Below are 25,130 nucleotides of genomic sequence, written 5' to 3' on the forward strand. Positions count from 1 at the left end.
AAAGAGCAGGCTGAAATAAAAAATAATATTCTCGTTCAGCCGGGCTGCGTATATTACGCTTTTCGCCCGCAGAGTCAAGGGCCTGTTGGCTTTTTCTCTGCCCGACCTCACCATGTTTATCAGCGTTGTGTCGGTCAGTGGTGGCGCATTATAGAGAGCTCAGATTTTTATACAATACTTTTTTTCACATTTATCACCAACAGGCGAATCATTGTCCTTTTTGGGTAAAATTCAAACCAGCATAGCCCAATTCAACAAGTTTCTTTCATTGCATACTGGTATTTTCCTCACTAAAATCTTATTTAAAGTAAATCTCCATCTTCTCTTCAGAGGTATACATGTTTGAAACGTTACGCAGTTACCTTGATATTCAACCCAAAGTTGGTCAGAACGTTATGCTAGATTCATCTAGTGTAATCATTGGTAATGTTAGACTTGCTGATGATGTCAGTATATGGCCTTTAGTTGTCATCCGTGGGGACGTTAACTATGTATCTATTGGTGCACGTACTAACATTCAAGATGGCTCTATATTACATGTGACACACAAAACAACAGACAATCCTAATGGTTTTCCTTTAATTGTGGGGGATGATGTCACTATTGGGCATAAGGTTATACTTCATGGCTGCACTATCGGTAATCAAGTACTCATCGGTATGGGCTCCATCCTACTTGATGGTTCAGTGATTGAAGATAACGTTATTATTGGTGCAGGCAGCCTAGTAGCCCCAGGCAAGATATTAGAAAGTGGGTACCTTTATATTGGCAGCCCTGCCCGCCAGGTCAGAAAACTAAAACCTGAAGAATTAAAAGGGCTATGTTATTCAGCAAGCCATTACGTTAGCTTGAAAAATAACTATTTGCAGGAAGGTAATATGTAACGTCCCAAATGATCATCATCCTCGTTATTAATTACTAATTCGAATTCCTCTTCTATATCCCAACGATTTTGTCGAAAAAGACTTAGTGGATGATGATCTTCCGGCCCATAACGGTATAAAAGCTCCTTGGCACTTATAACACATTGAACCAATAATCCATTTACCAGTGCGGGAAAAATGACCATCTGCTCTTGCTCACACCACTCTTCTCTATCAGGAAATTGGATAGATTGATTCACGAACGTAACTCCTGTTTCAATGTTAGCAATACAGGTGAAATTTCAGGCAATACACCATGCCATAATTTAAATGAATGAGCAGCTTGCCCCACTAACATCCCCAGCCCATCCGCATAACGAGAAACACCATGCTTCTTGGCAAAGGAAATAAAGGGCGTCAAATTAGCCTGGTAAAACATATCATAGCAGACACAATTCTCATTAAATATGGATGGAGATATAGTAGGAATCTCACCATTAATACCAGATGCAGTCGCATTGATAATGAGATCAAACTCAGGACCATTAAGTGCTTTCATCTCAGCAGGGCGAATATTGCCTATTGCCGAAAAATTATTAGCAACCTGTATAGCGCGACTAAACGTGCGGTTTGTAATTGTAATTTTACAACCAAATTCTAATAATGGAAATAAAACACCTCTGGCAGCGCCACCAGCTCCAATGATTAAAATATGTTGCCCTTGAGTAATAAACTCAAGTCGCATCAAATCTGTTAATAACCCTATACCATCCGTGTTATCACCAAGCAATTGATTATTATTAAGTAATTTAAAAGTATTAACTGCACCGCTGAGTCTTGCCCGTTCAGTCAACTCATTTGCCCGAATAAATGCCTGCTCTTTAAATGGCACAGTAATATTGGCTCCTATACCTCCCTGTTTAAGAAATATATCCAATGCCTCTTGAAATTTACTTATCGGCACCAGAATTTTCTCATAACGATGCTCAATACCTGTCTGTCTAGCAAATAACTGATGGATACGCGGAGATTTACTATGCGCAACAGGATTACCAAAGACAGCAAATTGATCCATATTTATCTCCCCTTACCCTTGACGATAAAGCTCACCAGTTAAAGCATCCCGAATTTCTGAAGGGTTTTTCCGACCTCCAACATCTCCGTTTAATATAGGAAGCTTATCTCCAAACTGTTGTCTAACTTCTTCTGCTGTTCTGCATGGTTCAAGGCCATTCAAATTTGCACTGGTCGACACCAACGGTTTCTCATAAAAAGTACATAACTGTTTCACCAAAGGATGATCACTAACTCTGACAGCTAAGGTAGTGAATTGCCCTGTCAACCACTTAGGTGCACTGAATTTGGCAGGAATCACCCAGGTTACAGGCCCTGGCCAACAGGCAAACATAACTTTTTTTTGTTCTTCTCTTAGAAGTTTATCATCAAGATATGGTTGTAACTGTTCATAATTATCTGCGATAAGAATCAACCCTTTCTGCCAAGGACGTTTCTTTAATATAAGCAGTTCATTTACTGCTTTTTCACTATCAGGATCACATCCAAGCCCAAAAACAGCTTCAGTTGGATAGGCAATCACTTTTTCTGCTTTTAATGCAGTTAATACATTCTCAAATGCAGGTGATGCTTCATTGCTCATTTTATTACTCTGCTCAATTTATTTGCCGTTTTCCACACAACTTACTGGCACAAAATAACTTTACACCTTGTGATGTACGTTTTTCCACCAACAACGAATAAGAACAAAACTCACATTTACCCGCAATTGGCTTATTATTTAATACAAACTGGCAATTAGGGTAACGGTTACACGCATGGAAAATTTTTCCGAAACGTGATTTCCGTTGGAATAATTGTCCTTGTTTACATTGCGGACAGGCTATTAACGTCTCATCCGGTTTATCAATTAGTTCTGTATGTTCACATTCAGGATAACGACTACAGCCAATGAACATTCCATAACGTCCTTGGCACAAAATCAAATTGACTCCACACGCGGGACATAGCTGCCCTTCAAGTTCTTTTACCACATGACCATCACTTTGCCCTTTTAATGGACGAATATATTGACATGATGGATAACCAGAACATCCAAGAAATGGGCCATGGATACCATTACGCATAACCAACACAGAACCACATTCAGGGCAATATTCAGTTTCATTAGTGGAGAAAGGAACCATTTTTGCCATACTATTTTCACTCAAAAACTCATTCTCATATGACGTTGAACAGGACTCTGGAAATTCGGTTAATTTAGCTCACACGCACATAACCGCCAGCAACCACAGTCACCTTACCCAGTAATTCCAGCTCAAGGAGCTTTGTCATGACCTCAGTTATAGGTAATGAAGAACGCTGAGCAATAATATCAACAGGCGTTATTTCAGCGCCTACGTTAACTAGCACATCAGTAAATGGCAACTCAGTTTGCTCAAACTGCGGTTTTACTTCTTCCTCTGTTTTTTCCATATTCAACCATTGTAATGAACTGTAAACATGTTCCACAATATCCATTGCATTTGTAGCTAAGTATGCACCTTGTTTTATTAACCAGTGATTCCCTTCGCTCACTGAATTTCCCAAAAGCCCTGGTAATGCAAATACATCCCTTCCTTGTTCAAGGGCACAACGAGCAGTAATTAACGAGCCACTATTTTGACCTGCCTCTACAACAATCACTGCTGAGCTTAATCCACTGATAATCCTATTTCTTCTGGGGAAATTTTTTGCGCGTGGCGGAGTATCCGGAAAAAATTCAGAAACAAGCGCACCATTTTCCTCAATTTGCTTTGCTAATGATCCGTGTCTATGAGGATAAATCTGTCCAAGCCCACTACCTAATACAGCTACTGTTTCACCTCCACTATCCAATGCAGCTCGGTGACAAATACCATCAATACCAATAGCTAAACCACTAGTAATAACTAACTCATATCGAACCAATTCACTTGCAAAAAATCTTCCCCATTTTTCACCATAATAGCTTGCTGTCCTGCTCCCGACCATCGCCACCTGCTTCTTTAAAAGAATATCTGGTTTTCCTGACACAAAAAGCACAAGCGGAGGGGTATGTATCTGCTTTAATAGAGGTGGATATGAAGGGTGAGAATATGTCAATAAATGGTGCTCTGGTTGTTCCAGCCACTTAAGGCATGAAGTTAGTAAGGTTCTATTTACTTTAGTAAATTGCAGAGATTGTGCCGACGATAATCCACTATCTTTCAGCACAGTGAGGTAACGATTTCCGGAATGTAATAATTTTTCTGCAACATTTGCTGCTTTCTCTGTTGCCAAATGAGAAACCATCTTCATTCGCAACCATACTTCCATAGCTTCCATGTTGTCATCCTGGCTAAGATTGACGGATAAAACTAAACTGCTCAATTAGCAATCGATACTGTCAATCTAAACGGGAAATGTCTAGAATAGACATAGAATACCATTAACATTTTGGATGCAGATCTAAACATATATGTCAGTATTACAAGTATTACATTACCCAGACGAGCGGCTTCGCACTATTGCAACGCCTGTTGAAACAGTTGATGCAGAGATTCAACGTATCATTGATGATATGTTTGAAACTATGTATGCAGAAGAAGGTATCGGTTTGGCAGCAACACAAGTTGATATTCATCAGCGTATTGTTGTTATTGACGTATCAGAAACACGTAACGAGCGTCTCGTTCTGATCAACCCAGAATTACTGGAAAAAAGTGGTGAAACTGGGATCGAAGAGGGCTGTTTGTCTATTCCTGAACAACGAGCACTGGTACCACGAGCCGAACAAGTTAAAATCAAAGCCCTAGATTACAATGGTCAACCATTTGAATTACAAGCTGATGGCTTACTAGCAATTTGTATTCAGCACGAGATGGACCATTTAATCGGTAAACTTTTTGTGGATTACTTATCTCCACTGAAACGCCAACGTATACGCCAAAAAGTAGAAAAACTAGATAAACAAAAAGCCCGAACCAAGTAAATTACATTAATACAGGAAATAAACGTGTCTGATTCATTACGTATTGTTTTTGCCGGAACACCTGATTTTGCAGCACGCCATTTAGAGGCTTTATTAATGTCTCAACATGAGGTGGTTGGCGTTCTAACTCGACCAGATAGACCGGCAGGAAGAGGTAAAAAACTGACACCCAGTCCTGTAAAGGTACTGGCAGAGGAACGTAACATCACCGTTTTTCAGCCAGCTACTTTACACTCAGAAGAAAACCAACAATGGATTCTAAAACAACAGCCTGATGTTCTCATAGTTGTTGCCTATGGATTAATCCTTCCTAAGACTGTTTTAAATATTCCAAGATTAGGTTGCCTAAACGTACATGGCTCCCTATTACCACGTTGGCGAGGTGCAGCACCCATTCAACGCTCGCTCTGGGCCGGTGATACAGAAACAGGCGTAACGATCATGCAAATGGATATAGGTCTTGATACGGGCTACATGCTATATAAAGCAAGCTGCCCTATTACACCTAAGGATACCAGTGCCAGCTTATACGAAAAACTGGCCAGCATTGGGCCAGATGCGTTACTCAAAACATTATCGTTAATAACATCGGGTAAAAGTCAACCTGAAATTCAAAACGAAAATTTAGTCACCTACGCTGAAAAACTAAGCAAAGAAGAAGCCCGTATAAATTGGGAACTATCTGCAACCCACCTCGAACGTTGTATTCGCGCATTTAATCCCTGGCCCATGAGCTTCTTCGAGGTAGAAGGACAACCTGTTAAAATTTGGAAAGCAGAAGCCATTGAAGAACAAATTTCTGCAGAACCAGGAACTGTATTAAAAGCAGACAAAAAAGGTATTTATATTGCTACTTCTGATGGAATTCTGAACATCACACAATTACAACCTGCCGGTAAAAAAGCAATGTCAGCAGCAAATCTACTTAACTCTAAACGTGAATGGTTTACGCCAGGCAATAAAATCAACTGAATACTATTTTATGCTGTAAGCTCTCTCTCAAACTTTCTCTTAATGCTGGCTTTTGTCAGCTTTTTTAACTATGAAAAACACATATAATCTGCGAAGTATCACCGCAAAAGCAATCAATCAAGTTCTGGATCAAGGACAGTCTCTCAGTACAGTCTTACCCAAACTGCAACAAAATATAACTGATAAAGACAAACCCTTGTTACAGGAATTATCTTTCGGAGTGTTACGCGTATTACCACAGCTAGAGTGGATAATAGGTCAACTAATGGTAAAACCATTAAAAGGTAAACAACGTATTCTTCATTACCTGCTTATGGTTGGGATATACCAACTTGCCTATACTCGTATTCCAGCCCATGCCGCACTTGCTGAAACAGTAAACGGAGCCGTAACTCTGAAGCATTCTCAATTAAAAGGGTTAATTAATGGCGTTCTTCGCCAATTTCAGAGACAACAGCTACAGTTAATGGAATGTACGCAAAATAATCCCAGCCACCACTTACACCCAGAATGGCTATTAACTCGAATCCAAAAAGCCTATCCACAACAATGGCAACAACTTATTAATGCTAATAATAAAAAACCCCCTATGTGGTTACGAGTTAATCGTATATACCATAGTCGGGATGAATATCTCACTCTTCTTCGTAAATCAGGAATTGATGCGGAACCAGCGCCCGAATCACCTTCTGCTATCCGCATAATTTCCCCTTGCCCTGTAACAATATTACCTGGATTTGACAAAGGTTGGGTCACTGTCCAAGATCTATCCGCACAAGAGTGTGTCGAGTTACTAAAACCCATTAATGGAGAGAAAATTCTCGATCTTTGTGCAGCACCAGGAGGGAAAACAACATATATCCTCGAAATAGCACCAGAATCTCAAGTAGTAGCGGTAGATATTGATGAGCAAAGAATCAAACGAGTAAAAGAAAATCTCAAACGCCTTAACTGCCACGCTACAGTAAAAACCGGTGATGGACGCCACCCTGAACATTGGGCAGAGAACCAGCAATTCGACCGCATTCTTTTGGATGCACCGTGTTCAGCAACAGGAGTAATCCGTCGCCATCCTGATATCAAGTGGTTACGCCGCGAGGAAGATATTGCTCAATTAGTTCAATTACAATCTGAAATTCTTGATGCAATTTGGCCATACTTAAAGAAAAGCGGAACGTTAGTATATGCAACCTGTTCTATTCTACCAGATGAAAATTGTCAGCAAATCAGCTCGTTTTTAAAACGCCACTCAGATGCAAAACTCGCGGGAACAGAGACAAGTGATTGTCTAGGAAAACAAATAATACCTGAGTTAAATGGTGGTGATGGTTTCTTTTACGCTCGATTAACTAAACGGTAATATATCTCTACGATTTATAGAGATAATTATTTGTTTGCAATAAGTTAGAGAATACTATGAAAATAATTATTCTTGGTGCAGGTCAAGTTGGCGGTACATTAGCTGAAAATCTGGTAGGTGAAAATAACGATATCACCATAGTCGATACTGATCCCAACCGTCTACATCAACTACAGGATAAATTCGATCTCAGAGTAGTCAATGGTCATGGTTCTTACCCCAGAGTATTAAGAGAAGCTGGTGCAGAAGATGCTGATATGTTAGTTGCTGTAACTAATTCTGACGAAACTAACATGATTGCATGCCAAATTGCTTATTCCTTATTCAACACCCCAAATAAAGTTGCGCGAATACGCGCAGCAGAATATATTTGTGAAGCAGATAAACTTTTTCTACCTAATGACATTCCTATTGATTATCTTATTTCACCAGAACAACTTGTCATAGATTATATTTATAAACTAATTCAATATCCTGGAGCCTTGCAAGTCGTTAACTTTGCCGAAGGCCGGGTAAGTATTGTTGCAGTAAAAGCTTATTATGGAGGCTCACTTGTAGGAAATGCACTTTCCTCACTTCGTGAGCACATGCCACATATTAATACCAGAGTTGTAGCAATATTCCGTCAGGATCGACCAATAAGACCACAAGGTTCTACAGTTATTGAAGCCGGTGACGAAATTTTCTTTGTAGCTGCATCACAACATATTCGTGCTGTAATGAGCGAGCTTCAACGTTTAGAAAAACCCTACAAACGTATTATGATTGTAGGTGGTGGCAATGTGGGCGCCGGTCTTGCACTACGTCTGGAAAAAGATTACAGGGTTAAATTAATTGAACGAAATCAGCAAAGAGCTATAGAACTAGCCGAATTATTACATGACACCATTGTTTTCTATGGAGATGCCTCCGATCAAGAGTTATTAGCTGAAGAACATATAGAACAAGTTGATGTATTTATTGCTCTAACCAACGATGACGAGGCAAATATCATGTCTGCAATGCTTGCCAAGCGCATGGGCGCCAAAAAAGCCATGGTTCTCATTCAACGTAGTGCATATGTCGATTTAGTACAAGGTGGTGTCATTGATATTGCAATCTCTCCACAACAAGCGACGATTTCCGCTCTACTAGGTCATGTTCGCAAAGCAGATATTGTAAGCGTTTCCTCATTACGTCGTGGAGTGGCCGAAGCTATCGAAGCGATTGCTCATGGGGATGAAAATACGTCAAAGGTTGTTGGTCGAACTGTAGGTGATATTAAATTACCACCAGGCACTACAATTAGTGCAATAGCTCGCGGTAACGAAGTCCTTATTGCTAGTGATTACAGTGTTATCGAACAAGGAGATCATGTAATTATGTTTATTACAGATAAGAAATTTGTCCCCGAAGTAGAGAAACTATTCCAGCCAAGCCCTTTTTTCCTTTAAAAGCCAAAGAAATCATTATGCATCAGTCATATAATTAGAACACAATAACTAATACAACTTGGTATGTTTTAATTAAAAGGGTGTGATGAAACTTTTAAATCAGTTTATGAATTTACTATGAAAGATAATTTTGCCAATTTAGCTGCTGACGTCAGTATCGATATGATTTTAAAAGAACACCTTACCATCATTCACTATTTTTCTACACAATGAAACTAATAAACAGATCATTTAGTAAAAGGAGATTGAAGTTATATCAAATACTCCCAATTACCGAAACAAAATTATTATTAGAAGTTCGTAGATTACTGAAAAGTAGGAAATAGACCTATTAAACTAAAAGACCAGTAGTAAAGAATCTAATGACCCCTTACCACTGGTCTCCCAGCTACTTGCTTTACTATGTTTTTCTTTCCTCTGGTAACTTCCTTTTCCTTTTTTATTTTTTTCAACTCGTTGTTTAAATAGTGGATCACGTAATAGAGCTTCTAGAGCATTATCCTTTATTACACCTTTCTTATGGTGATATGTAATCATCATATGCCTCTATCATATTAATTTATCTACAAACATAGCAATTGTACTCTCTGAATTTTCAATAACAAAGAAAATTTACTTATTTCTTATTTAAAGCACCTTGTTCTAAAGTTTCAAGAATAGAACAGTAAATACTTATATGAGAACTACCACAGCAAGCATCACTTAACATCTTAAGTGAATCACGCATTTTTCGCATTTCAAGAAGTTTTTCCTCCACTTCCATTAACCTAGAATCTACAATTTGCTTTGACTCTTCACAAGTATGATGGGCTGGATCTACACGAATAGACAATAATTCTGTAATAGCTTCCAATGTAAACCCCAATTGCTTAGCATAGCGTATAAATCGAAGGCGCTGTAGATCTTGCTCTGTATAAAGTCTATATCCTCCTTCAGTACGGTTCTGATGTTCCATCATTCCTTGTTTTTCATAGAAACGCACAGTATCTGGAGTTACATTCGCTAATTTAGCCAGTTGGCCAATACGATACATCTTTATATCTCCTACAATAGATAACATTGTTTGAGATATCAGCATAGCAGGATGAAAAAAAATAAGTTAGAAATTCATATATGCAAGTGTAAAAAAACCGGGATAAACCCGGTTCTTTTATATGCCCCTACAGATTACTCCGCAGTCGCAACTTCTGTTTGAGGCTCAGTCGCACGGTCAACAAGCTCGATGTATGCCATCGGAGCATTGTCACCAGCACGGAAGCCACACTTAAGAATACGAGTGTAACCACCTGCACGGCTCGCAAAACGCGGGCCCAGCTCATTAAACAGTTTTGCCACGATTTCGTTGTCACGAGTACGGGCGAATGCCAGACGACGATTAGCTACGCTGTCAATCTTGGCAAGAGTAATCAGCGGCTCAACGACGCGACGCAGTTCTTTCGCTTTAGGCAGAGTCGTCTTGATGATTTCATGACGGACCAAAGAACCTGCCATATTGCGGAACATAGCTTGGCGATGGCTGCTGTTGCGGTTCAATTGACGACCACTCTTACGATGGCGCATGACCTTATCCTTCTCAGTAAAACCTTAACCTGTGATCTAGTTATTCATCAGCAATACTTGCTGGTGGCCAGTTTTCTAAGCGCATGCCCAGAGATAAGCCACGTGAAGCCAGTACGTCTTTGATCTCTGTAAGAGATTTTTTACCCAGGTTAGGTGTCTTAAGCAACTCAACCTCGGTACGCTGTACCAAATCACCGATGTAGTGGATAGCTTCTGCCTTAAGACAGTTAGCAGAGCGGACAGTCAATTCCAGATCGTCAACAGGGCGCAGCAGGATCGGATCAAACTCTGGCTTCTCCTCTTTTACTTCTGGCTGACGTACATCACGTAAATCAACAAAAGCTTCCAGCTGTTCAGCCAAAATAGTAGCTGCACGGCGAATCGCCTCTTCAGGATCGATTGTACCGTTAGTTTCCATCTCGATAACCAACTTGTCCAAATCGGTACGTTGTTCTACACGCGCTGCTTCAACATTGTAGGCAATACGCTCTACTGGGCTATAACAAGCGTCTACTAACAAACGACCAATAGGGCGCTCATCTTCTTCCGAATGAATCCGGGCAGAAGCCGGCACATAACCTCGACCACGCTGAACTTTAATGCGCATGCTTATAGAAGCAGTTTCGTCAGTCAGGTGGCAGATTACATGTTGCGGCTTGACGATTTCGACATCTCCGTCGTGGATAATGTCGGCTGCAGTCACAGGGCCAATGCCAGACTTATTCAAGGTAAGAATAACTTCATCTTTTCCCTGAACTCTTACCGCCAGCCCTTTCAGGTTGAGGAGAATCTCCAGGATATCTTCCTGTACACCTTCTTTGGTGCTGTACTCATGCAGTACACCATCAATCTCAACCTCAGTCACCGCACAACCCGGCATAGACGAAAGCAGAATACGGCGCAGTGCGTTACCAAGAGTATGGCCAAAGCCACGCTCTAATGGCTCAAGGGTCACCTTGGCGTGCGTCGAACTGACTTGCTCGATATCAACCAGGCGCGGTTTTAGAAACTCTGTCACAGAACCCTGCATTGTGTCCTCTCTTTGGTGCTAAGCTTTACTTAGAGTAAAGCTCGACGATCAGGTGTTCGTTGATGTCAGCAGACAGATCGGCACGTTCAGGAATACGTTTGAACACACCTTCCATCTTCACAGCATCAACCTCCAACCAAGTTGGTTTCTCACGCTGCTCAGCCAGCTCTAAAGCCGCCTTGATACGAGACTGCTTTTTCGATTTTTCGCGAACGCTGACTACGTCATTCGGGGATACCTGATAGGAAGCGATGTTAACAACGTGGCCATTTACCATGATAGCCTTATGGCTTACCATTTGGCGTGATTCAGCACGAGTCGCCCCGAAACCCATACGGTAAACAACGTTGTCCAGACGACCTTCCAGCAAACTCAGCAGGTTTTCACCTGTGTTGCCTTTCAGACGAGTTGCTTCTTTATAATAGTTACGGAATTGACGTTCTAGAACACCGTAAATACGACGAACTTTTTGTTTCTCACGTAACTGCACACCATAGTCAGACAGACGCGGTTTACGTGCGCCATGTTGCCCAGGTGCTTGTTCTAATTTACACTTGGTGTCAATCGCGCGAACGCCAGACTTCAGGAATAGATCTGTACCCTCGCGACGGCTCAGCTTGAGCTTAGGACCCAAATATCTTGCCATTTTCTTTCTCCAATCGAACCTAAAAAAGTAAACGCTATTAAACGCGACGTTTTTTAGGTGGACGACAACCGTTATGAGGGATCGGAGTCACATCAGTAATGTTAGTAATGCGGAAACCTGCCGCATTTAACGCTCGAATAGTTGACTCGCGGCCAGGACCAGGTCCTTTAACCATAACTTCCAGGTTCTTAATTCCGTATTCTTTCACTGCTTCAGCACAGCGCTCTGCTGCAACCTGAGCTGCAAACGGAGTAGATTTACGAGAACCACGGAAACCGGAACCACCAGCAGTTGCCCAACCCAAGGCATTACCCTGGCGGTCAGTAATGGTCACGATGGTGTTGTTGAAAGAAGCATGGATATGAGCCACACCGTCAGAGACTTGCTTTCTTACACGCTTACGTGCACGAATAGGTGCTTTTGCCATTATACAATACCCCGATTATTTCTTGATCGGCTTACGTGGACCCTTACGGGTACGTGCGTTGGTCTTAGTACGCTGGCCGCGAACAGGTAGACCACGACGGTGACGTAAACCACGATAAGTACCAAGATCCATCAGACGTTTGATGCTCAGGGTTACTTCACGACGCAAATCGCCTTCTACAACGTATTTGGCAACTTCGTCACGCAGCTTATCAATTTGCTCTTCAGACAGCTCGCTGATCTTAGCATGTTCAGCAATACCCGTCGCAGCACAAATGGCTTGGGAGCGAGTTTTACCAATTCCGTAGATCGATGTTAAAGCGATCACGGTATGCTTCTGATCAGGAATGTTAATGCCTGCTATACGGGCCACTATGCACTCCTAAATTATTTATTTACCGCAACACCATTCTGAAAAGCCCGTTTTCAGGATACTCAAACAGTGTTGCTGTGATATAAAAAAGATTGGCTGGCTAATTTAGCCAGCTCAAACCGACTTTGCAAGAAAAATATGCTATTTCATTAGCCTTGGCGTTGTTTATGCTTAGGCTCTGCACTACAAATCACGCGAACGATACCGTTACGCTTAACGATTTTACAGTTGCGACATAATTTCTTGACGGAAGCACGAACTTTCATTTTTACTCTCCGTAACTTCTCAAGCAAACCAATTAACGGTTATAACCTTTAAGATTTGCCTTCTTCAATGCAGACTCATACTGACTTGACATCATCAGAGTTTGCACTTGAGCCATAAAGTCCATGATGACTACAACTACAATAAGTAGCGAAGTACCGCCAAAATAAAATGGCACCTTCATCGCATCACGCATGAACTCCGGGATTAAGCAGATAAAAGTAATATACATCGCACCAACTAAAGTTAGGCGTGTCATTACTTTATCAATGTACTTGGCTGTTTGCTCTCCCGGACGAATTCCTGGTACAAATGCACCGGACTTCTTCAGGTTATCTGCTGTTTCTCTCGGGTTGAAAACCAACGCGGTATAGAAAAAACAGAAGAAGATGATTGCAGACGCGTAGAGTAACACATAAAGCGGTTGCCCAGGCTGCAAGTACATTGAAATAGTAGTCAGCCAGTTCCAACCAGTTCCTCCCCCAAACCAGGAAGCTATGGTACCAGGGAACAGAATAATGCTGGAAGCAAAAATTGCAGGGATAACCCCAGCCATATTCACTTTCAACGGTAAATGTGTGCTCTGTGCAGCATAAACTCGGCGACCTTGCTGACGTTTTGCATAGTTAACAACGATACGTCGTTGGCCACGCTCCATGAAAACAACGAAGAAAGTTACTGCAAACACTAACACTGCAACCAACAGCAACAGGAGGAAGTGCAGATCGCCTTGCCGAGCTTGCTCAATGGTATGGCCAATGGCCGGCGGCAAACCCGCAACGATACCAGCAAAGATTATGATAGAGATACCGTTTCCAATACCACGCTCAGTAATCTGCTCACCCAACCACATTAGGAACATAGTCCCAGTAACTAGGCTCACAACAGCCGTGAAGTAGAAAGCAAACCCTGGATTGATCACCAGCCCTTGCATTCCTGGCATATTCGGCAAACCAGTAGCAATACCGATTGACTGGAATATAGCCAGCACTAAAGTACCATAGCGAGTATACTGGCTAATCTTACGACGACCAGCTTCCCCTTCCTTCTTAATCTCTGCCAACGTTGGATGAACCACCGTCAACAACTGAATAATAATAGACGCAGAAATATACGGCATTATCCCCAGTGCAAAGATAGAAGCACGACTTAAAGCACCACCAGAGAACATGTTAAACATTTCAATGATGGTGCCCCTTTGCTGTTCGAGCAATTTGGCAAGCACAGTGGCATCAATACCAGGGATAGGAATAAAAGAACCAATACGGAAAACAATTAACGCGCCAATAACAAACAACAGCCTACGTTTCAGCTCGCCCAGTCCACCTTTAGCACTTTGGAAATCTAATCCTGGTTGTTTAGCCATCTGTTACTTATTCCTCAATTTTACCGCCAGCAGCTTCAATTGCAGCACGAGCGCCCTTAGTAACACGAAGGCCACGCACAGTTACTGCACGATTGATTTCGCCAGAAAGAATAACTTTCGCAAATTCAATTTGAGTGCCAACAATGTTAGCTGCTTTCAATGCATTCAGATCGATAATATCGCCTTCAACGGCAGCAAAATCAGACAAACGAACTTCTGCTGTAACCATCGCCTTACGTGAAGTGAAGCCGAATTTTGGCAAACGACGGTACAAAGGCATCTGACCACCTTCAAAACCGCGACGTACGCCACCGCCAGAACGAGACTTCTGACCCTTGTGACCACGGCCACCGGTTTTACCCAGGCCAGAACCAATACCACGACCTACACGTTTAGGCGCATGCTTGGAACCATCAGCCGGAGACAGAGTATTTAAGCGCATCTGTTACTCCTCAACTTTAACCATATAGGAAACCAAGTTGATCATACCACGTATAGCAGGAGTATCTTCACGCTCTACTGTATGACCGATACGGCGCAGACCTAAACCAACCAAAGTTGCCTTATGTTTAGGCAGACGGCCGATTGAACTGCGAATCTGTGTTACTTTAATAGTCTTAGCCATGGCCATTACCCCAGAATTTCTTCGACGGATTTACCACGCTTAGCTGCGACCATTTCTGGAGACTTCATGCTGTCTAAAGCATCCAGAGTTGCACGAACCACATTAATAGGGTTGGTGGAACCATAGGTTTTAGCCAGTACGTTACGAACACCAGCCACCTCCAAAACAGCACGCATAGCACCGCCTGCGATGATACCAGTACCTTCGTGAGCAGGCTGCATGAACACACGGGAACCAGTGTGTGCACCTTTTACTGGGTGATACAAAGTGCCGCTGTTCAGTGCGACGGTTTTCATATTGCGACGGGCTTTTTCCATCGCTTTCTGGATTGCTGCCGGAACTTCGCGTGCTTTGCCGTAGCCAAAACCAACGCGACCATTACCATCACCTACAACAGTCAGTGCGGTAAAGCTGAAAATCCGGCCACCTTTTACGGTTTTAGATACGCGATTTACCGCAATCAGCTTTTCCTGCAGTTCGCCAGCTTGTTTTTCGATGTGAGCCATCTTACACCTCTACCTTAGAACTGAAGGCCAGCTTCACGGGCAGCATCTGCCAGTGCCTGGACTCGACCATGATATTGGAAACCAGAGCGGTCAAAGGATACATCTTTAATACCTTTTTCCAATGCACGTTCAGCAATTGCCTTACCAACTGCTGCTGCTGCTTCTTTATTTCCAGTGTATTTCAATTGTTCATTGATAGCTTTTTCTGTAGTAGAAGCTGCCACCAAAGTTTCAGAACCGTTTGGTGCGATAACCTGCGCATAAATATGGCGAGGGGTACGATGTACCACCAGGCGAGTTGCACCCAGTTCCTGGAGCTTGCGGCGTGCGCGGGTCGCACGACGGATACGAGCTGCTTTCTTATCCATAGTGTTACCTTACTTCTTCTTAGCCTCTTTGATACGCACGACTTCGTCGGCGTAACGAACACCCTTACCTTTATAAGGCTCAGGACGACGATAGGCACGCAGTTCTGCCGCAACTTGACCGATTACCTGTTTATCAGCACCCTTTAGTACGATTTCAGTTTGTGACGGACATTCTGCAGTAATGCCTGCTGGCAGGTCGTGGTCAACTGGATGTGAGAAGCCCAGAGACATGTTGATAACATTGCCTTTGACTGCTGCACGATAACCAACACCTACCAGTTGAAGCTTCTTAGTGAAGCCTTCGGTAACACCGATAACCATAGCATTCAGCAAAGAACGAGTTGTACCCGCCTGTGCCCAACCATCAACATAACCATCGCGTGGAGCGAAGGTCAGTTGATTATCTGCATGCTTAACTTCAACTGCGCTGTGGATTGTACGACTCAACTCGCCGTTTTTACCCTTAATCGAAATAACCTGACCGTCGAGTTTTACCTCTACGTCGGTAGGAATAACGACGGGTGCTTTTGCAACACGAGACATTCTTTCCTCCCGAATTAAGCTACGTAGCAGAGAATCTCGCCACCAAGACCAGCTTGGCGAGCTGCACGATCAGTCATTACACCTTTAGAGGTAGAAACAACAGCGATACCCAAACCAGCCATAACTTGTGGCAGCTCATCTTTTTTCTTATAGATGCGCAGACTTGGTCGGCTTACACGCTGAATACTTTCTACAACAGCCTTGCCCTGGAAGTATTTCAGTACTAATTCCAGCTCTGGCTTGGTGTCGCCTTCAATTTTATAATCTTCAATATAACCTTCTTCCTTCAGCACCTTGGCAATTGCCACTTTCAGCTTGGAGGAAGGCATGGTGACCGCAACTTTATTCGCGGCCTGACCGTTACGGATACGGGTCAGCATATCCGCGATGGGATCTTGCATGCTCATCTGTCTTTACTCCCGTGATTCAATTGGTGACAATTACCAGCTAGCCTTTTTAAGGCCCGGAATTTCACCGCGCATGGCGGCTTCACGGACTTTAATACGGCTCAACCCAAACTTCCGCAAAAACGCATGCGGGCGACCAGTTTGGCGACAGCGGTTACGCTGACGAGAAGGGCTGGAATCACGTGGCAGTGTTTGCAGCTTAAGAACAGCATTCCAACGCTCTTCATCAGATGCATTCACATCAGAAATGACAGCTTTCAATTCTACACGTTTAGTGAAGAATTTTTCAGCTAATTTCGCACGTTTTACATCACGTGCTTTCATTGATTGCTTAGCCATGAATACCCTGCCTTACTTGCGGAACGGGAAGTTAAAAGCAGCCAACAGTGCGCGGCCTTCATCATCAGATTTCGCAGTTGTGGTGATAGTAATATCCAGACCACGAACACGATCCACTTTATCGTAATCGATTTCAGGGAAGATGATTTGCTCACGTACACCCATGCTATAATTGCCACGACCATCAAATGACTTAGCAGACAAACCGCGGAAGTCACGAATACGAGGTACAGCAATAGAAATCAGGCGCTCAAGAAACTCCCACATACGTTCACCACGCAGGGTCACTTTACAGCCGATTGGATAGCCCTGACGGATTTTGAAGCCTGCAACTGATTTGCGCGCTTTGGTGATCAATGGTTTTTGACCAGAGATTGCTGCCAGATCCGCTGCTGCATTATCCAGCAGTTTCTTATCAGCAATTGCTTCACCAACACCCATGTTCAGGGTGATCTTCTCGACCCGAGGGACTTGCATGACAGAATTGTAGCCAAACTGAGTCATCAGTTTTTGGACTACCTCGTCTTTGTAGTAATCATGCAGTTTCGCCATCGTATTACTCCAAATTACTTGATAGTTTCGCTGTTAGATTTAAAGAAACGAACTTTTTTTCCGTCTTCAAATCTAAAACCTACACGGTCAGCCTTACCGGTTGCCGCATTGAAGATCGCAACGTTTGAAACCTGGATTGCAGCTTCTTTTTCAACGATGCCACCTGGCTGGTTCAGAGCCGGAACAGGCTTCTGATGCTTTTTAACCAAGTTGATACCTTCAACAATGACTTTCCCAGTAGAAAGAACCTGTTTTACTTTACCGCGCTTACCTTTATCTTTTCCAGTCAACACGATAACTTCGTCATCACGACGGATTTTCGCTGCCATTGTCCGCTCCTTAGAGTACTTCTGGTGCCAGGGAGATAATTTTCATGAACTTTTCATTACGAAGTTCACGAGTTACCGGCCCAAAAATACGCGTACCGATAACTTGCTCACTTGTGTTGTTTAACAACACGCAAGCATTGCCATCGAAGCGAATGACAGAACCGTCAGGGCGACGAACACCCTTCTTGGTGCGCACCACTACCGCTTTCAGGACATCACCTTTTTTCACTTTACCACGAGGAATTGCTTCCTTGATGGTGACTTTTATGATGTCGCCGACGTGTGCATAGCGACGGTGCGAGCCACCCAGAACCTTGATACACATTACGCGACGTGCACCGGAGTTGTCGGCCACGTTCAGCATAGTCTGTTCTTGGATCATTTTAGTGCTCCGCTAAATGTCAACTACTACTGAGCCCACTTCACTACTATAATTTAATATGAAGAGGCCGTTCAGATACCCCATATCATGAGGGCGCAGCATTATAACACCACATCTCAGATATAGATAGAAAAAATAAACGGCCCATAGCCTGAGCCGTTTACTCTATTCGAGTCAGCTTACAGAATCGCTTTCTCTACAACGCGAACTAAAGTCCAAGATTTAGTTTTGGACAGTGGACGGGTTTCGCGGATTTCCACCACATCACCGATGCCACATTCATTGTTCTCGTCATGTACATGCAGTTTAGTCGTACGTTTGATGAATTTACCATACAGGGGGTGTTTCACCTTACGCTCAATAGCAACAACAATAGATTTCTCCATTTTGTCACTTACAACACGACCTTGCAAAGTACGGATTTTATCGGTCATTACGCACCCGCCTTCTCAGTCAATAAAGTCTTAACGCGTGCGATATTACGACGCACTTGTTTCAACAGATGAGACTGTTGTAGCTGGCCACTTGCAGCCTGCATGCGCAGGTTAAATTGTTCACGCAGCAAATTCAGCAGCTCAGTGTTCAGCTCTTCAACGCTTTTTTCGCGCAGCTCTTGTGCTTTCATTACATCACCGTCTTAGTTACAAAGGTGGTCTTGATAGGCAGTTTCGCTGCTGCCAGCTTGAATGCTTCACGAGCCAGCTCTTCAGGCACACCGTCCATTTCATAAAGGACTTTACCAGGCTGGATCAAGGCAACCCAATATTCTACGTTACCTTTACCTTTACCCATACGCACTTCGAGTGGCTTTTCAGTGATAGGTTTGTCTGGAAATACACGTATCCAGATTTTACCTTGACGTTTAATTGCACGGGTCATAGCACGACGTGCCGCTTCAATCTGACGTGCCGTCAGACGGCCACGGCCCACAGCTTTCAGACCGAAAGTGCCGAAGCTAACATCCGCACCTGCTGCCAGGCCACGGTTACGGCCTTTGTGCATTTTACGGAATTTCGTACGCTTTGGTTGTAACATCAGCGACTCTCCTTACTTGCGGCCTTTACGCTGCTGCTTTTTAGGTTGTGCAGCCGGTTTTTCCGCCTGTTCAACAGCAGCCATACCACCCAAGATCTCACCTTTGAAGATCCATACCTTAACGCCGAGTACACCATAAGTGGTGTGCGCTTCTGAAGTGTTGTAGTCGATATCTGCACGCAGTGTGTGCAACGGTACTCGACCTTCACGATACCATTCAGTACGCGCGATTTCAGCACCGCCTAAACGGCCACTGACTTCCACTTTAATGCCTTTAGCGCCTAGACGCATCGCATTCTGAACTGCACGCTTCATAGCACGGCGGAACATAACACGACGTTCCAACTGTGAAGTAATACTGTCAGCAACCAGTTTCGCGTCTAGTTCAGGCTTACGCACTTCAGAGATATTAATTTGCGCAGGAACACCAGCGATTTCCGCTACAGTTTTACGCAGTTTTTCTACGTCTTCACCTTTCTTACCGATTACGATACCTGGGCGAGCAGTGTGAATAGTTACACGAATACTTTTAGCAGGACGTTCAATAACAATGCGTGAAATAGACGCTTTTGCCAGTTCTTTCTTCAAGTACTGGCGAACTTTAAAATCGCTGTCTAGGTTGTCAGCGAATTCTTTAGTATTCGCATACCAAGTAGAGTTCCAAGGTTTGACAATACCCAGGCGAATACCATTAGGATGTACTTTCTGACCCATTGCTAGTCTCCAGAGTCTCAGCGATCGGACACAACCACAGTAATGTGGCTGCTGCGCTTCAGGATGCGATCTGCACGACCTTTTGCACGAGGCATAATACGCTTCATGGTCGGGCCTTCGTCTACGAAAATCTTCGTGACCTTCAGATCATCAATGTCAGCACCATCGTTGTGTTCTGCATTAGCAATAGCAGACTCAAGTACTTTCTTCACTAAACCAGCAGCTTTCTTATTGGTATAGGTCAGAGTTTCCAGAGCTTGCGACACTTTCTTACCGCGAATCAGGTCAGCTACAAGGCGAACCTTCTGAGCAGAAGAACGAGCGTGGCGATGTTTAGCGATAGTTTCCATCTCTTCCTCCTACCTTAGCGCTTTTTAGCCTTTTTATCGGCCGCATGGCCGCGATAAGTACGGGTCGGCGCGAATTCACCTAGTTTATGACCAACCATTTCGTCGGAAACAAAAACTGGTACATGCTGACGACCATTATGGACAGCGATGGTCAAACCGATCATGTTAGGAAAGATCGTTGAACGACGGGACCAAGTCTTAATAGGCTTTTTGTCTCCGCTTTCCACCGCTTTCTCTACCTTCTTCAGCAAGTGCAGGTCAATAAATGGACCTTTCTTGAGAGAACGTGGCATGGTTTATCCTCTAATTATTTTTTAGTACGGCGACGTACGATGAACTGATCAGTACGTTTATTGCTACGGGTCTTCTTACCTTTAGTTTGAACACCCCAAGGAGTTACAGGATGTTTACCAAAGTTACGACCTTCACCACCACCATGTGGGTGATCTACCGGGTTCATCGCCGTACCACGAACGGTAGGACGAATACCACGCCAGCGACTTGCACCAGCTTTACCCAGAACTCGTAGCATATGTTCTGCATTACCAACCTCACCTAAAGTGGCGCGGCAGTCAGACAGAACTTTACGCATTTCACCAGAACGCAGACGCAAAGTTACATAAGAACCATCACGGGCAACGATCTGAACGTATGCACCAGCGGAACGAGCCAACTGACCACCTTTACCCGGTTTCATTTCTACGTTATGTACGGTAGAACCAACAGGGATATTGCGCATTGGCAATGCGTTACCAGTTTTGATAGCTGCGTCAACACCAGATTGGATCTGATCACCAGCTTTCAGCCCTTTAGGTGCAAGGATATAACGACGTTCACCATCTTTATACAAAACCAAGGCGATATTTGCTGAACGATTTGGATCATATTCCAAGCGCTCAACTACAGCAGGAATACCATCTTTATTACGTTTAAAGTCAATCAAACGATAGTGCTGCTTGTGGCCACCACCAATGTGACGAGTGGTAATACGGCCATTGTTGTTGCGACCACCGGTTTTGCTGCTTTTTTCCAGCAATGGAGCATAAGGTTTACCCTTATGCAGCTCAGGGTTAACCACTTTAACAACGTGGCGACGGCCCGGAGACGTAGGTTTACATTTAACAATTGCCATTGTTCTTTACTCCTCCGACTTACTCTGCACCACCGATGAAGTCCATATTCTGGCCTTCCTTCAGTGTGACGTAAGCTTTTTTCCAGTCGCTCCGACGACCAATACGCTGACCGTGGCGTTTAGTTTTGCCTTTTACCAGCAAAGTGTTAACAGCTTCAACTTCGACTTCAAACAGTTTCTGCACAGCAGCTTTGATTTCTGCTTTAGTCGCGTCTTTCGCAACTTTGAGAACGATGGTGTTGCTTTTCTCCATCGCTGTAGAAGCTTTTTCAGATACGTGCGGTGCGCGCAGTACTTTCAGCAGACGTTCTTCACGGATCATGCCAGCATCTCCTCAACTTGCTTCACAGCATCAGCAGTCATAACCACTTTATCGAAGGCGATCAAGCTAACTGGATCAATACCAGCTACATCACGAACATCAACCTTGTACAGGTTGCGAGCTGCTAAGAACAAATTCTCATCAACTTCATTAGTGATAATCAGCACATCTTCCAGAGCCATCTCTTTCAGTTTCTGAACCAGAAGCTTGGTTTTAGGCGCTTCTACAGAAAATTTCTCGACAACGATCAAACGATCTTGACGTACCAATTCAGACAGGATGCTTTTTAAAGCACCACGGTACATTTTCTTATTAACTTTTTGACTGTGGTCCTGTGGCTTAGCTGCGAAAGTTACGCCACCAGAGCGCCAAATTGGGCTCTTAATAGAACCAGAACGTGCACGGCCAGTGCCTTTCTGACGCCATGGTTTTTTACCTGAACCAGAAACTTCAGCACGGGTTTTCTGAGCACGAGTACCTTGACGTGCACCAGCTGCGTAAGCAACAACTACTTGATGCACAAGCGCTTCATTGAAATCACGCCCGAAGGTAGTTTCGGAAACAGTCAGCGCGCCTTGCGCGTCTTTCATTACCAATTCCATTCCTATCTCCTCGACGTTACGCCTTGACAGCCGGTTTTACGATCAGGTTGCCACCAGTTGAACCTGGAACAGCACCTTTGACCAGCAGCAGGTTGCGCTCAGCGTCAACACGTACTACATCCAGGCTTTGAACAGTTACGCGTTCATTACCCAGTTGGCCTGCCATTTTCTTGCCTTTAAATACCTTGCCCGGAGTCTGGTTCTGACCGATAGAACCCGGAACACGATGAGACAAAGAGTTACCGTGGCTAGCATCTTGGGTACGGAAGTTCCAGCGCTTAACAGTACCAGCAAAACCTTTACCTTTAGATGTACCAGTAACGTCGACTTTCTTAACGTCAGCGAAAATCTCAACGCTAATGCTTTGACCTACAGCATATTCTTCGTCTTCAGACAGACGGAATTCACGCAGGATACGGCCAGCTTCAACACCAGCTTTAGCGAAATGACCCGCTTCAGGTTTATTTACACGGTTAGCTTTCTTGCTACCAGTAGTAACCTGAATTGCACGATAACCATCGTTATCCAGATCTTTAACCTGGGTAACACGGTTATCTTCAATTTCGATAACAGTTACAGGGATCGAAACGCCATCTTCAGTGAAGATACGAGTCATACCCACTTTTTTACCGACTAAACCAATCATTGTTTCAACCTCTCAATCGTTCAATGACCTGATTAACCCAGGCTGATCTGCACGTCTACACCGGCAGCCAGATCCAGACGCATCAGAGCATCAACGGTTTTCTCGGTTGGCTCAACGATGTCAACCAGACGCTTATGAGTGCGAATTTCGTACTGATCACGCGCATCTTTATTAACATGCGGTGAAATTAGAACGGTAAAACGCTCTTTACGAGTCGGCAGCGGGATCGGACCACGAACCTGCGCACCAGTACGCTTAGCGGTCTCGACAATTTCCGCAGTTGATTGATCGATCAAACGATGATCAAATGCTTTCAGGCGAATACGGATTCTTTGGTTCTGCATGAGACCAGAGCTCCAACTATTTTATAAACGTAAATAATTACTCCTCGAGCCCATTTCGATTGATGGGAGAGTGTAATCGTTCAATATATAACCCCCATATCGGGAGTATTTTAAATGGACAGCAAAACAATACTGCGCATTTACTGGTTAACAAACCAGACTTACACGTAAGTAAGACCGCATATTATACTCAAATCAATTAACAAAGCAAGATACAGATGAAGATCTGTCCGGAGTAAAGTTAAAGGGGTATGAAACAAGATGCCCTAACTTAACAGATAGGGCATTTTTCCGTAATTATAACTATTCTCCTTCAAGAATCTGTGCTTGAGTGTAATTTTGAATCCCCATACGTTCAATTAATTCAAATTGATTTTCCAGCCAATCAATATGCTTTTCTTCTTCATCTAGAATATCGATCATTAAATCACGGCTAACATAGTCATGAATCGAATCAGCATAAGCAATCGCTTCTTTCAAATCTTTAGCTCCTTGCAATTCGAGCTGCAAGTCAGATTTAAGCATTTCTTCGATATCTTCTCCGATGTTAAGTTTTCCTAGATCCTGCAAATTAGGAATCCCTTCAAGAAAAAGGATACGTTCAATGTACCTATCGGCGTGCTTCATTTCATCGATAGATTCATGATATTCCTTATCATTAAGACGAGTAAGGCCCCAGTTTTTGAACATCCGGGCGTGCAGAAAATACTGATTAATTGCAACAAGCTCATTTCCAAGAAGTTTGTTCAAATGAGCAATCATTTTTTTATCACCTTTCATAGTCCACTCCTCCGCTTCCAGTACTTAAAGTGTAGTACCTATTCAGCAGAGTAGTAGTAAACTTACTTCTTTTTTATCAAGCAACATTATCTATCTTGGGTAGCTGTGCAATCTCCTCATTAATTAGCTCTCTAGCTTGGCGTATGCATTTGCCACAATCACGGCCTACAGGCACAATACGTTTTAGTTCTTGAATAGAGTGAATATGATGTTGACGCACCGCATTACGTATTGTTTTGTCACTCACCGCATTACATAGGCAGACATACATAAATAACACTCTCTGGTACACATTATAGCGCATATTAAATAATAATGAGTCTCATTTCAATAATCATTCGCATTTTAATTTTCTGATTCAGGTTCTTCCAAATATTCTTTTAACCTTGTCAAATAGAGGTAGTTCTCTCATTTCTATAACACTTTGGCTAGGAAGGCTTTTATCTCTATCAGGGACTTTCTTAAATTTATTCCATCCTAAAACTATCTCCTACATCAGCAATTTGTTCCAGAACTGATAGCTAGACAGAACAACCCGCTTAAGATATTACGGGATATAGAATTCACATACCTTAGTTGTACGAAAGCGAGCATGCTATGCCGTAATCTTTTCGGGGGTATCCCCTCTTTATGTTAGAACATACCAACAGAGGCAGAACAAGCATGGGTTAGATACTACTACCTGTATGTAAAAGAAAATATGACTTACCTAAGTCTGAAGACAAATACTTATTTGGAAAAATCACTAGGGGTTGTTGATGTTTTTCGGGGGATTATTAGACAGCATGATGATTTGATATAATTACTTTCGCCAAAAAACAACCAGACCTCACCATCATGCCGAGAACAATGTTA

43 protein-coding genes are annotated in these 25,130 nt (G+C 43.2%); 6 read left to right on the forward strand and 37 right to left on the reverse strand.

Annotated elements, in window-relative coordinates; translation table 11 throughout:
- Both SLS51_RS20805 and SLS51_RS20810 read left to right on the forward strand, forming a co-directional pair.
- Positions 1–228: hypothetical protein (locus SLS51_RS20805; RefSeq protein WP_323840491.1), on the forward strand; the 228-nt coding region annotated here is incomplete at its 5' end.
- Positions 229–338: 110 nt separating this feature from the next.
- Positions 339–884 (forward strand): gamma carbonic anhydrase family protein, encoded by a 546-nt coding sequence (locus SLS51_RS20810; RefSeq protein ID WP_323840492.1) that lies wholly within the window; start codon positions 339–341, stop codon positions 882–884.
- Here the strand turns inward: SLS51_RS20810 and SLS51_RS20815 are convergent.
- From SLS51_RS20815 to dprA, 5 genes are all read right to left on the reverse strand, one after another.
- A complete protein-coding gene (locus tag SLS51_RS20815) occupies positions 860–1,123 on the reverse strand; it encodes a DUF1488 family protein (RefSeq protein ID WP_323840493.1) in 264 nt (87 codons plus the stop codon). The genes SLS51_RS20810 and SLS51_RS20815 overlap by 25 nt on opposite strands.
- Complete coding sequence (gene aroE / locus SLS51_RS20820; protein WP_323840494.1) at positions 1,120–1,938, reverse strand: shikimate dehydrogenase; 819 nt, start codon at positions 1,936–1,938, stop codon at positions 1,120–1,122. Before aroE ends, SLS51_RS20815 begins: the two co-directional genes overlap by 4 nt.
- 12 nt (positions 1,939–1,950) lie before the next feature.
- Positions 1,951–2,520 carry an L-threonylcarbamoyladenylate synthase type 1 TsaC gene (tsaC, locus tag SLS51_RS20825; protein WP_323840495.1) on the reverse strand — a complete coding sequence of 190 codons (570 nt, stop codon included), beginning with the start codon at positions 2,518–2,520 and terminating at the stop codon, positions 1,951–1,953.
- 13 nt (positions 2,521–2,533) lie between these two features.
- On the reverse strand, positions 2,534–3,073 hold the full coding sequence (locus tag SLS51_RS20830) for a topoisomerase DNA-binding C4 zinc finger domain-containing protein (protein ID WP_323840496.1): 540 nt from the start codon (positions 3,071–3,073) through the stop codon (positions 2,534–2,536).
- Between the two features lie 64 nt (positions 3,074–3,137).
- Positions 3,138–4,223 (reverse strand): DNA-protecting protein DprA, encoded by a 1,086-nt coding sequence (gene dprA / locus SLS51_RS20835; protein ID WP_323840497.1) that lies wholly within the window; start codon positions 4,221–4,223, stop codon positions 3,138–3,140.
- A 133-nt stretch (positions 4,224–4,356) separates the two neighbouring features.
- Here dprA and def point away from each other — a divergent pair, with 133 nt between their 5' ends.
- The 4 genes from def (at position 4,357) to trkA (ending at position 8,634) form a co-directional block, all read left to right on the forward strand.
- Positions 4,357–4,869, forward strand: coding sequence for a peptide deformylase (gene def, locus SLS51_RS20840; RefSeq protein ID WP_323840498.1), 513 nt, complete (start codon positions 4,357–4,359; stop codon positions 4,867–4,869).
- A gap of 24 nt (positions 4,870–4,893) precedes the next feature.
- Positions 4,894–5,841, forward strand: a complete 948-nt coding sequence (fmt, locus tag SLS51_RS20845; RefSeq protein ID WP_323840499.1) for a methionyl-tRNA formyltransferase — start codon at positions 4,894–4,896, stop codon at positions 5,839–5,841.
- Positions 5,842–5,911: 70 nt separating this feature from the next.
- Positions 5,912–7,201 carry a 16S rRNA (cytosine(967)-C(5))-methyltransferase RsmB gene (rsmB, locus tag SLS51_RS20850; RefSeq protein ID WP_323840500.1) on the forward strand — a complete coding sequence of 430 codons (1,290 nt, stop codon included), beginning with the start codon at positions 5,912–5,914 and terminating at the stop codon, positions 7,199–7,201.
- Positions 7,202–7,257: 56 nt separating this feature from the next.
- The gene (trkA, locus tag SLS51_RS20855; RefSeq protein WP_323840501.1) at positions 7,258–8,634 is read left to right on the forward strand and encodes a Trk system potassium transporter TrkA; all 1,377 of its coding nucleotides are present in this window, start codon (positions 7,258–7,260) and stop codon (positions 8,632–8,634) included.
- Positions 8,635–8,970: 336 nt separating this feature from the next.
- On the opposite strand, the gene SLS51_RS20860 is transcribed toward trkA, so the two are convergent.
- From SLS51_RS20860 to bfd, 32 genes are all read right to left on the reverse strand, one after another.
- Positions 8,971–9,171: an alternative ribosome-rescue factor A gene (locus tag SLS51_RS20860; RefSeq protein WP_011148769.1), complete on the reverse strand. Its 201-nt coding sequence runs from the start codon at positions 9,169–9,171 to the stop codon at positions 8,971–8,973.
- 79 nt (positions 9,172–9,250) lie between these two features.
- A complete protein-coding gene (gene zntR, locus SLS51_RS20865) occupies positions 9,251–9,667 on the reverse strand; it encodes a Zn(2+)-responsive transcriptional regulator (RefSeq protein WP_011148770.1) in 417 nt (138 codons plus the stop codon).
- A 134-nt stretch (positions 9,668–9,801) separates the two neighbouring features.
- A complete protein-coding gene (gene rplQ, locus SLS51_RS20870; protein WP_011148771.1) occupies positions 9,802–10,194 on the reverse strand; it encodes a 50S ribosomal protein L17 in 393 nt (130 codons plus the stop codon).
- A 40-nt stretch (positions 10,195–10,234) separates the two neighbouring features.
- On the reverse strand, positions 10,235–11,224 hold the full coding sequence (locus SLS51_RS20875; RefSeq protein WP_011148772.1) for a DNA-directed RNA polymerase subunit alpha: 990 nt from the start codon (positions 11,222–11,224) through the stop codon (positions 10,235–10,237).
- Between the two features lie 25 nt (positions 11,225–11,249).
- Positions 11,250–11,870 (reverse strand): 30S ribosomal protein S4, encoded by a 621-nt coding sequence (gene rpsD, locus SLS51_RS20880; RefSeq protein WP_323840502.1) that lies wholly within the window; start codon positions 11,868–11,870, stop codon positions 11,250–11,252.
- 37 nt (positions 11,871–11,907) lie between these two features.
- Entirely contained in the window at positions 11,908–12,297 is a 390-nt protein-coding gene (rpsK, locus tag SLS51_RS20885; RefSeq protein WP_002919257.1) for a 30S ribosomal protein S11, read from the reverse strand.
- 15 nt (positions 12,298–12,312) lie between these two features.
- On the reverse strand, positions 12,313–12,669 hold the full coding sequence (gene rpsM, locus SLS51_RS20890; RefSeq protein WP_323840503.1) for a 30S ribosomal protein S13: 357 nt from the start codon (positions 12,667–12,669) through the stop codon (positions 12,313–12,315).
- A gap of 149 nt (positions 12,670–12,818) precedes the next feature.
- On the reverse strand, positions 12,819–12,935 hold the full coding sequence (gene rpmJ / locus SLS51_RS20895) for a 50S ribosomal protein L36 (RefSeq protein ID WP_012768118.1): 117 nt from the start codon (positions 12,933–12,935) through the stop codon (positions 12,819–12,821).
- Positions 12,936–12,967: 32 nt separating this feature from the next.
- Positions 12,968–14,299 carry a preprotein translocase subunit SecY gene (secY, locus tag SLS51_RS20900; RefSeq protein WP_011148775.1) on the reverse strand — a complete coding sequence of 444 codons (1,332 nt, stop codon included), beginning with the start codon at positions 14,297–14,299 and terminating at the stop codon, positions 12,968–12,970.
- Between the two features lie 7 nt (positions 14,300–14,306).
- On the reverse strand, positions 14,307–14,741 hold the full coding sequence (gene rplO / locus SLS51_RS20905) for a 50S ribosomal protein L15 (protein WP_112879445.1): 435 nt from the start codon (positions 14,739–14,741) through the stop codon (positions 14,307–14,309).
- A 3-nt stretch (positions 14,742–14,744) separates the two neighbouring features.
- Complete coding sequence (gene rpmD, locus SLS51_RS20910) at positions 14,745–14,924, reverse strand: 50S ribosomal protein L30 (protein WP_011148777.1); 180 nt, start codon at positions 14,922–14,924, stop codon at positions 14,745–14,747.
- A gap of 5 nt (positions 14,925–14,929) precedes the next feature.
- Complete coding sequence (gene rpsE / locus SLS51_RS20915; protein WP_011148778.1) at positions 14,930–15,430, reverse strand: 30S ribosomal protein S5; 501 nt, start codon at positions 15,428–15,430, stop codon at positions 14,930–14,932.
- Between the two features lie 14 nt (positions 15,431–15,444).
- Entirely contained in the window at positions 15,445–15,798 is a 354-nt protein-coding gene (gene rplR / locus SLS51_RS20920) for a 50S ribosomal protein L18 (RefSeq protein ID WP_011148779.1), read from the reverse strand.
- 9 nt (positions 15,799–15,807) lie between these two features.
- A complete protein-coding gene (gene rplF / locus SLS51_RS20925; protein WP_323840504.1) occupies positions 15,808–16,341 on the reverse strand; it encodes a 50S ribosomal protein L6 in 534 nt (177 codons plus the stop codon).
- A 14-nt stretch (positions 16,342–16,355) separates the two neighbouring features.
- Positions 16,356–16,748, reverse strand: a complete 393-nt coding sequence (gene rpsH, locus SLS51_RS20930) for a 30S ribosomal protein S8 (protein WP_011148781.1) — start codon at positions 16,746–16,748, stop codon at positions 16,356–16,358.
- Positions 16,749–16,781: 33 nt separating this feature from the next.
- Positions 16,782–17,087, reverse strand: a complete 306-nt coding sequence (gene rpsN, locus SLS51_RS20935; RefSeq protein ID WP_011148782.1) for a 30S ribosomal protein S14 — start codon at positions 17,085–17,087, stop codon at positions 16,782–16,784.
- A gap of 12 nt (positions 17,088–17,099) precedes the next feature.
- On the reverse strand, positions 17,100–17,639 hold the full coding sequence (rplE, locus tag SLS51_RS20940; RefSeq protein WP_011148783.1) for a 50S ribosomal protein L5: 540 nt from the start codon (positions 17,637–17,639) through the stop codon (positions 17,100–17,102).
- A 14-nt stretch (positions 17,640–17,653) separates the two neighbouring features.
- A complete protein-coding gene (gene rplX / locus SLS51_RS20945; protein ID WP_036781887.1) occupies positions 17,654–17,968 on the reverse strand; it encodes a 50S ribosomal protein L24 in 315 nt (104 codons plus the stop codon).
- 10 nt (positions 17,969–17,978) lie between these two features.
- The gene (gene rplN, locus SLS51_RS20950; protein WP_036781889.1) at positions 17,979–18,350 is read right to left on the reverse strand and encodes a 50S ribosomal protein L14; all 372 of its coding nucleotides are present in this window, start codon (positions 18,348–18,350) and stop codon (positions 17,979–17,981) included.
- A gap of 179 nt (positions 18,351–18,529) precedes the next feature.
- Entirely contained in the window at positions 18,530–18,784 is a 255-nt protein-coding gene (gene rpsQ / locus SLS51_RS20955; protein WP_011148786.1) for a 30S ribosomal protein S17, read from the reverse strand.
- The gene (gene rpmC / locus SLS51_RS20960) at positions 18,784–18,975 is read right to left on the reverse strand and encodes a 50S ribosomal protein L29 (RefSeq protein WP_010847484.1); all 192 of its coding nucleotides are present in this window, start codon (positions 18,973–18,975) and stop codon (positions 18,784–18,786) included. Before rpmC ends, rpsQ begins: the two co-directional genes overlap by 1 nt.
- Positions 18,975–19,385 (reverse strand): 50S ribosomal protein L16, encoded by a 411-nt coding sequence (rplP, locus tag SLS51_RS20965; protein ID WP_011148788.1) that lies wholly within the window; start codon positions 19,383–19,385, stop codon positions 18,975–18,977. The genes rpmC and rplP overlap by 1 nt, the downstream gene beginning before the upstream one ends.
- A gap of 12 nt (positions 19,386–19,397) precedes the next feature.
- Entirely contained in the window at positions 19,398–20,099 is a 702-nt protein-coding gene (rpsC, locus tag SLS51_RS20970; RefSeq protein ID WP_112879442.1) for a 30S ribosomal protein S3, read from the reverse strand.
- 17 nt (positions 20,100–20,116) lie between these two features.
- On the reverse strand, positions 20,117–20,449 hold the full coding sequence (gene rplV, locus SLS51_RS20975; RefSeq protein ID WP_011148790.1) for a 50S ribosomal protein L22: 333 nt from the start codon (positions 20,447–20,449) through the stop codon (positions 20,117–20,119).
- 14 nt (positions 20,450–20,463) lie between these two features.
- On the reverse strand, positions 20,464–20,742 hold the full coding sequence (gene rpsS, locus SLS51_RS20980) for a 30S ribosomal protein S19 (protein ID WP_011148791.1): 279 nt from the start codon (positions 20,740–20,742) through the stop codon (positions 20,464–20,466).
- Positions 20,743–20,756: 14 nt separating this feature from the next.
- On the reverse strand, positions 20,757–21,581 hold the full coding sequence (gene rplB / locus SLS51_RS20985; protein ID WP_112879441.1) for a 50S ribosomal protein L2: 825 nt from the start codon (positions 21,579–21,581) through the stop codon (positions 20,757–20,759).
- Between the two features lie 19 nt (positions 21,582–21,600).
- The gene (gene rplW / locus SLS51_RS20990; RefSeq protein WP_036841117.1) at positions 21,601–21,903 is read right to left on the reverse strand and encodes a 50S ribosomal protein L23; all 303 of its coding nucleotides are present in this window, start codon (positions 21,901–21,903) and stop codon (positions 21,601–21,603) included.
- Positions 21,900–22,505, reverse strand: a complete 606-nt coding sequence (rplD, locus tag SLS51_RS20995) for a 50S ribosomal protein L4 (protein ID WP_011148794.1) — start codon at positions 22,503–22,505, stop codon at positions 21,900–21,902. The genes rplW and rplD overlap by 4 nt, the downstream gene beginning before the upstream one ends.
- A gap of 16 nt (positions 22,506–22,521) precedes the next feature.
- The gene (gene rplC, locus SLS51_RS21000; protein WP_323840505.1) at positions 22,522–23,151 is read right to left on the reverse strand and encodes a 50S ribosomal protein L3; all 630 of its coding nucleotides are present in this window, start codon (positions 23,149–23,151) and stop codon (positions 22,522–22,524) included.
- 32 nt (positions 23,152–23,183) lie between these two features.
- Entirely contained in the window at positions 23,184–23,495 is a 312-nt protein-coding gene (rpsJ, locus tag SLS51_RS21005) for a 30S ribosomal protein S10 (RefSeq protein ID WP_001181005.1), read from the reverse strand.
- A gap of 303 nt (positions 23,496–23,798) precedes the next feature.
- Entirely contained in the window at positions 23,799–24,275 is a 477-nt protein-coding gene (gene bfr / locus SLS51_RS21010) for a bacterioferritin (protein ID WP_323840506.1), read from the reverse strand.
- A gap of 76 nt (positions 24,276–24,351) precedes the next feature.
- Entirely contained in the window at positions 24,352–24,546 is a 195-nt protein-coding gene (bfd, locus tag SLS51_RS21015) for a bacterioferritin-associated ferredoxin (protein WP_323840507.1), read from the reverse strand.
- Positions 24,547–25,130 lie beyond the last annotated feature (584 nt).

It is taken from the genome of Photorhabdus africana, from assembly GCF_035181445.1.
GTDB lineage: Bacteria > Pseudomonadota > Gammaproteobacteria > Enterobacterales > Enterobacteriaceae > Photorhabdus > Photorhabdus laumondii.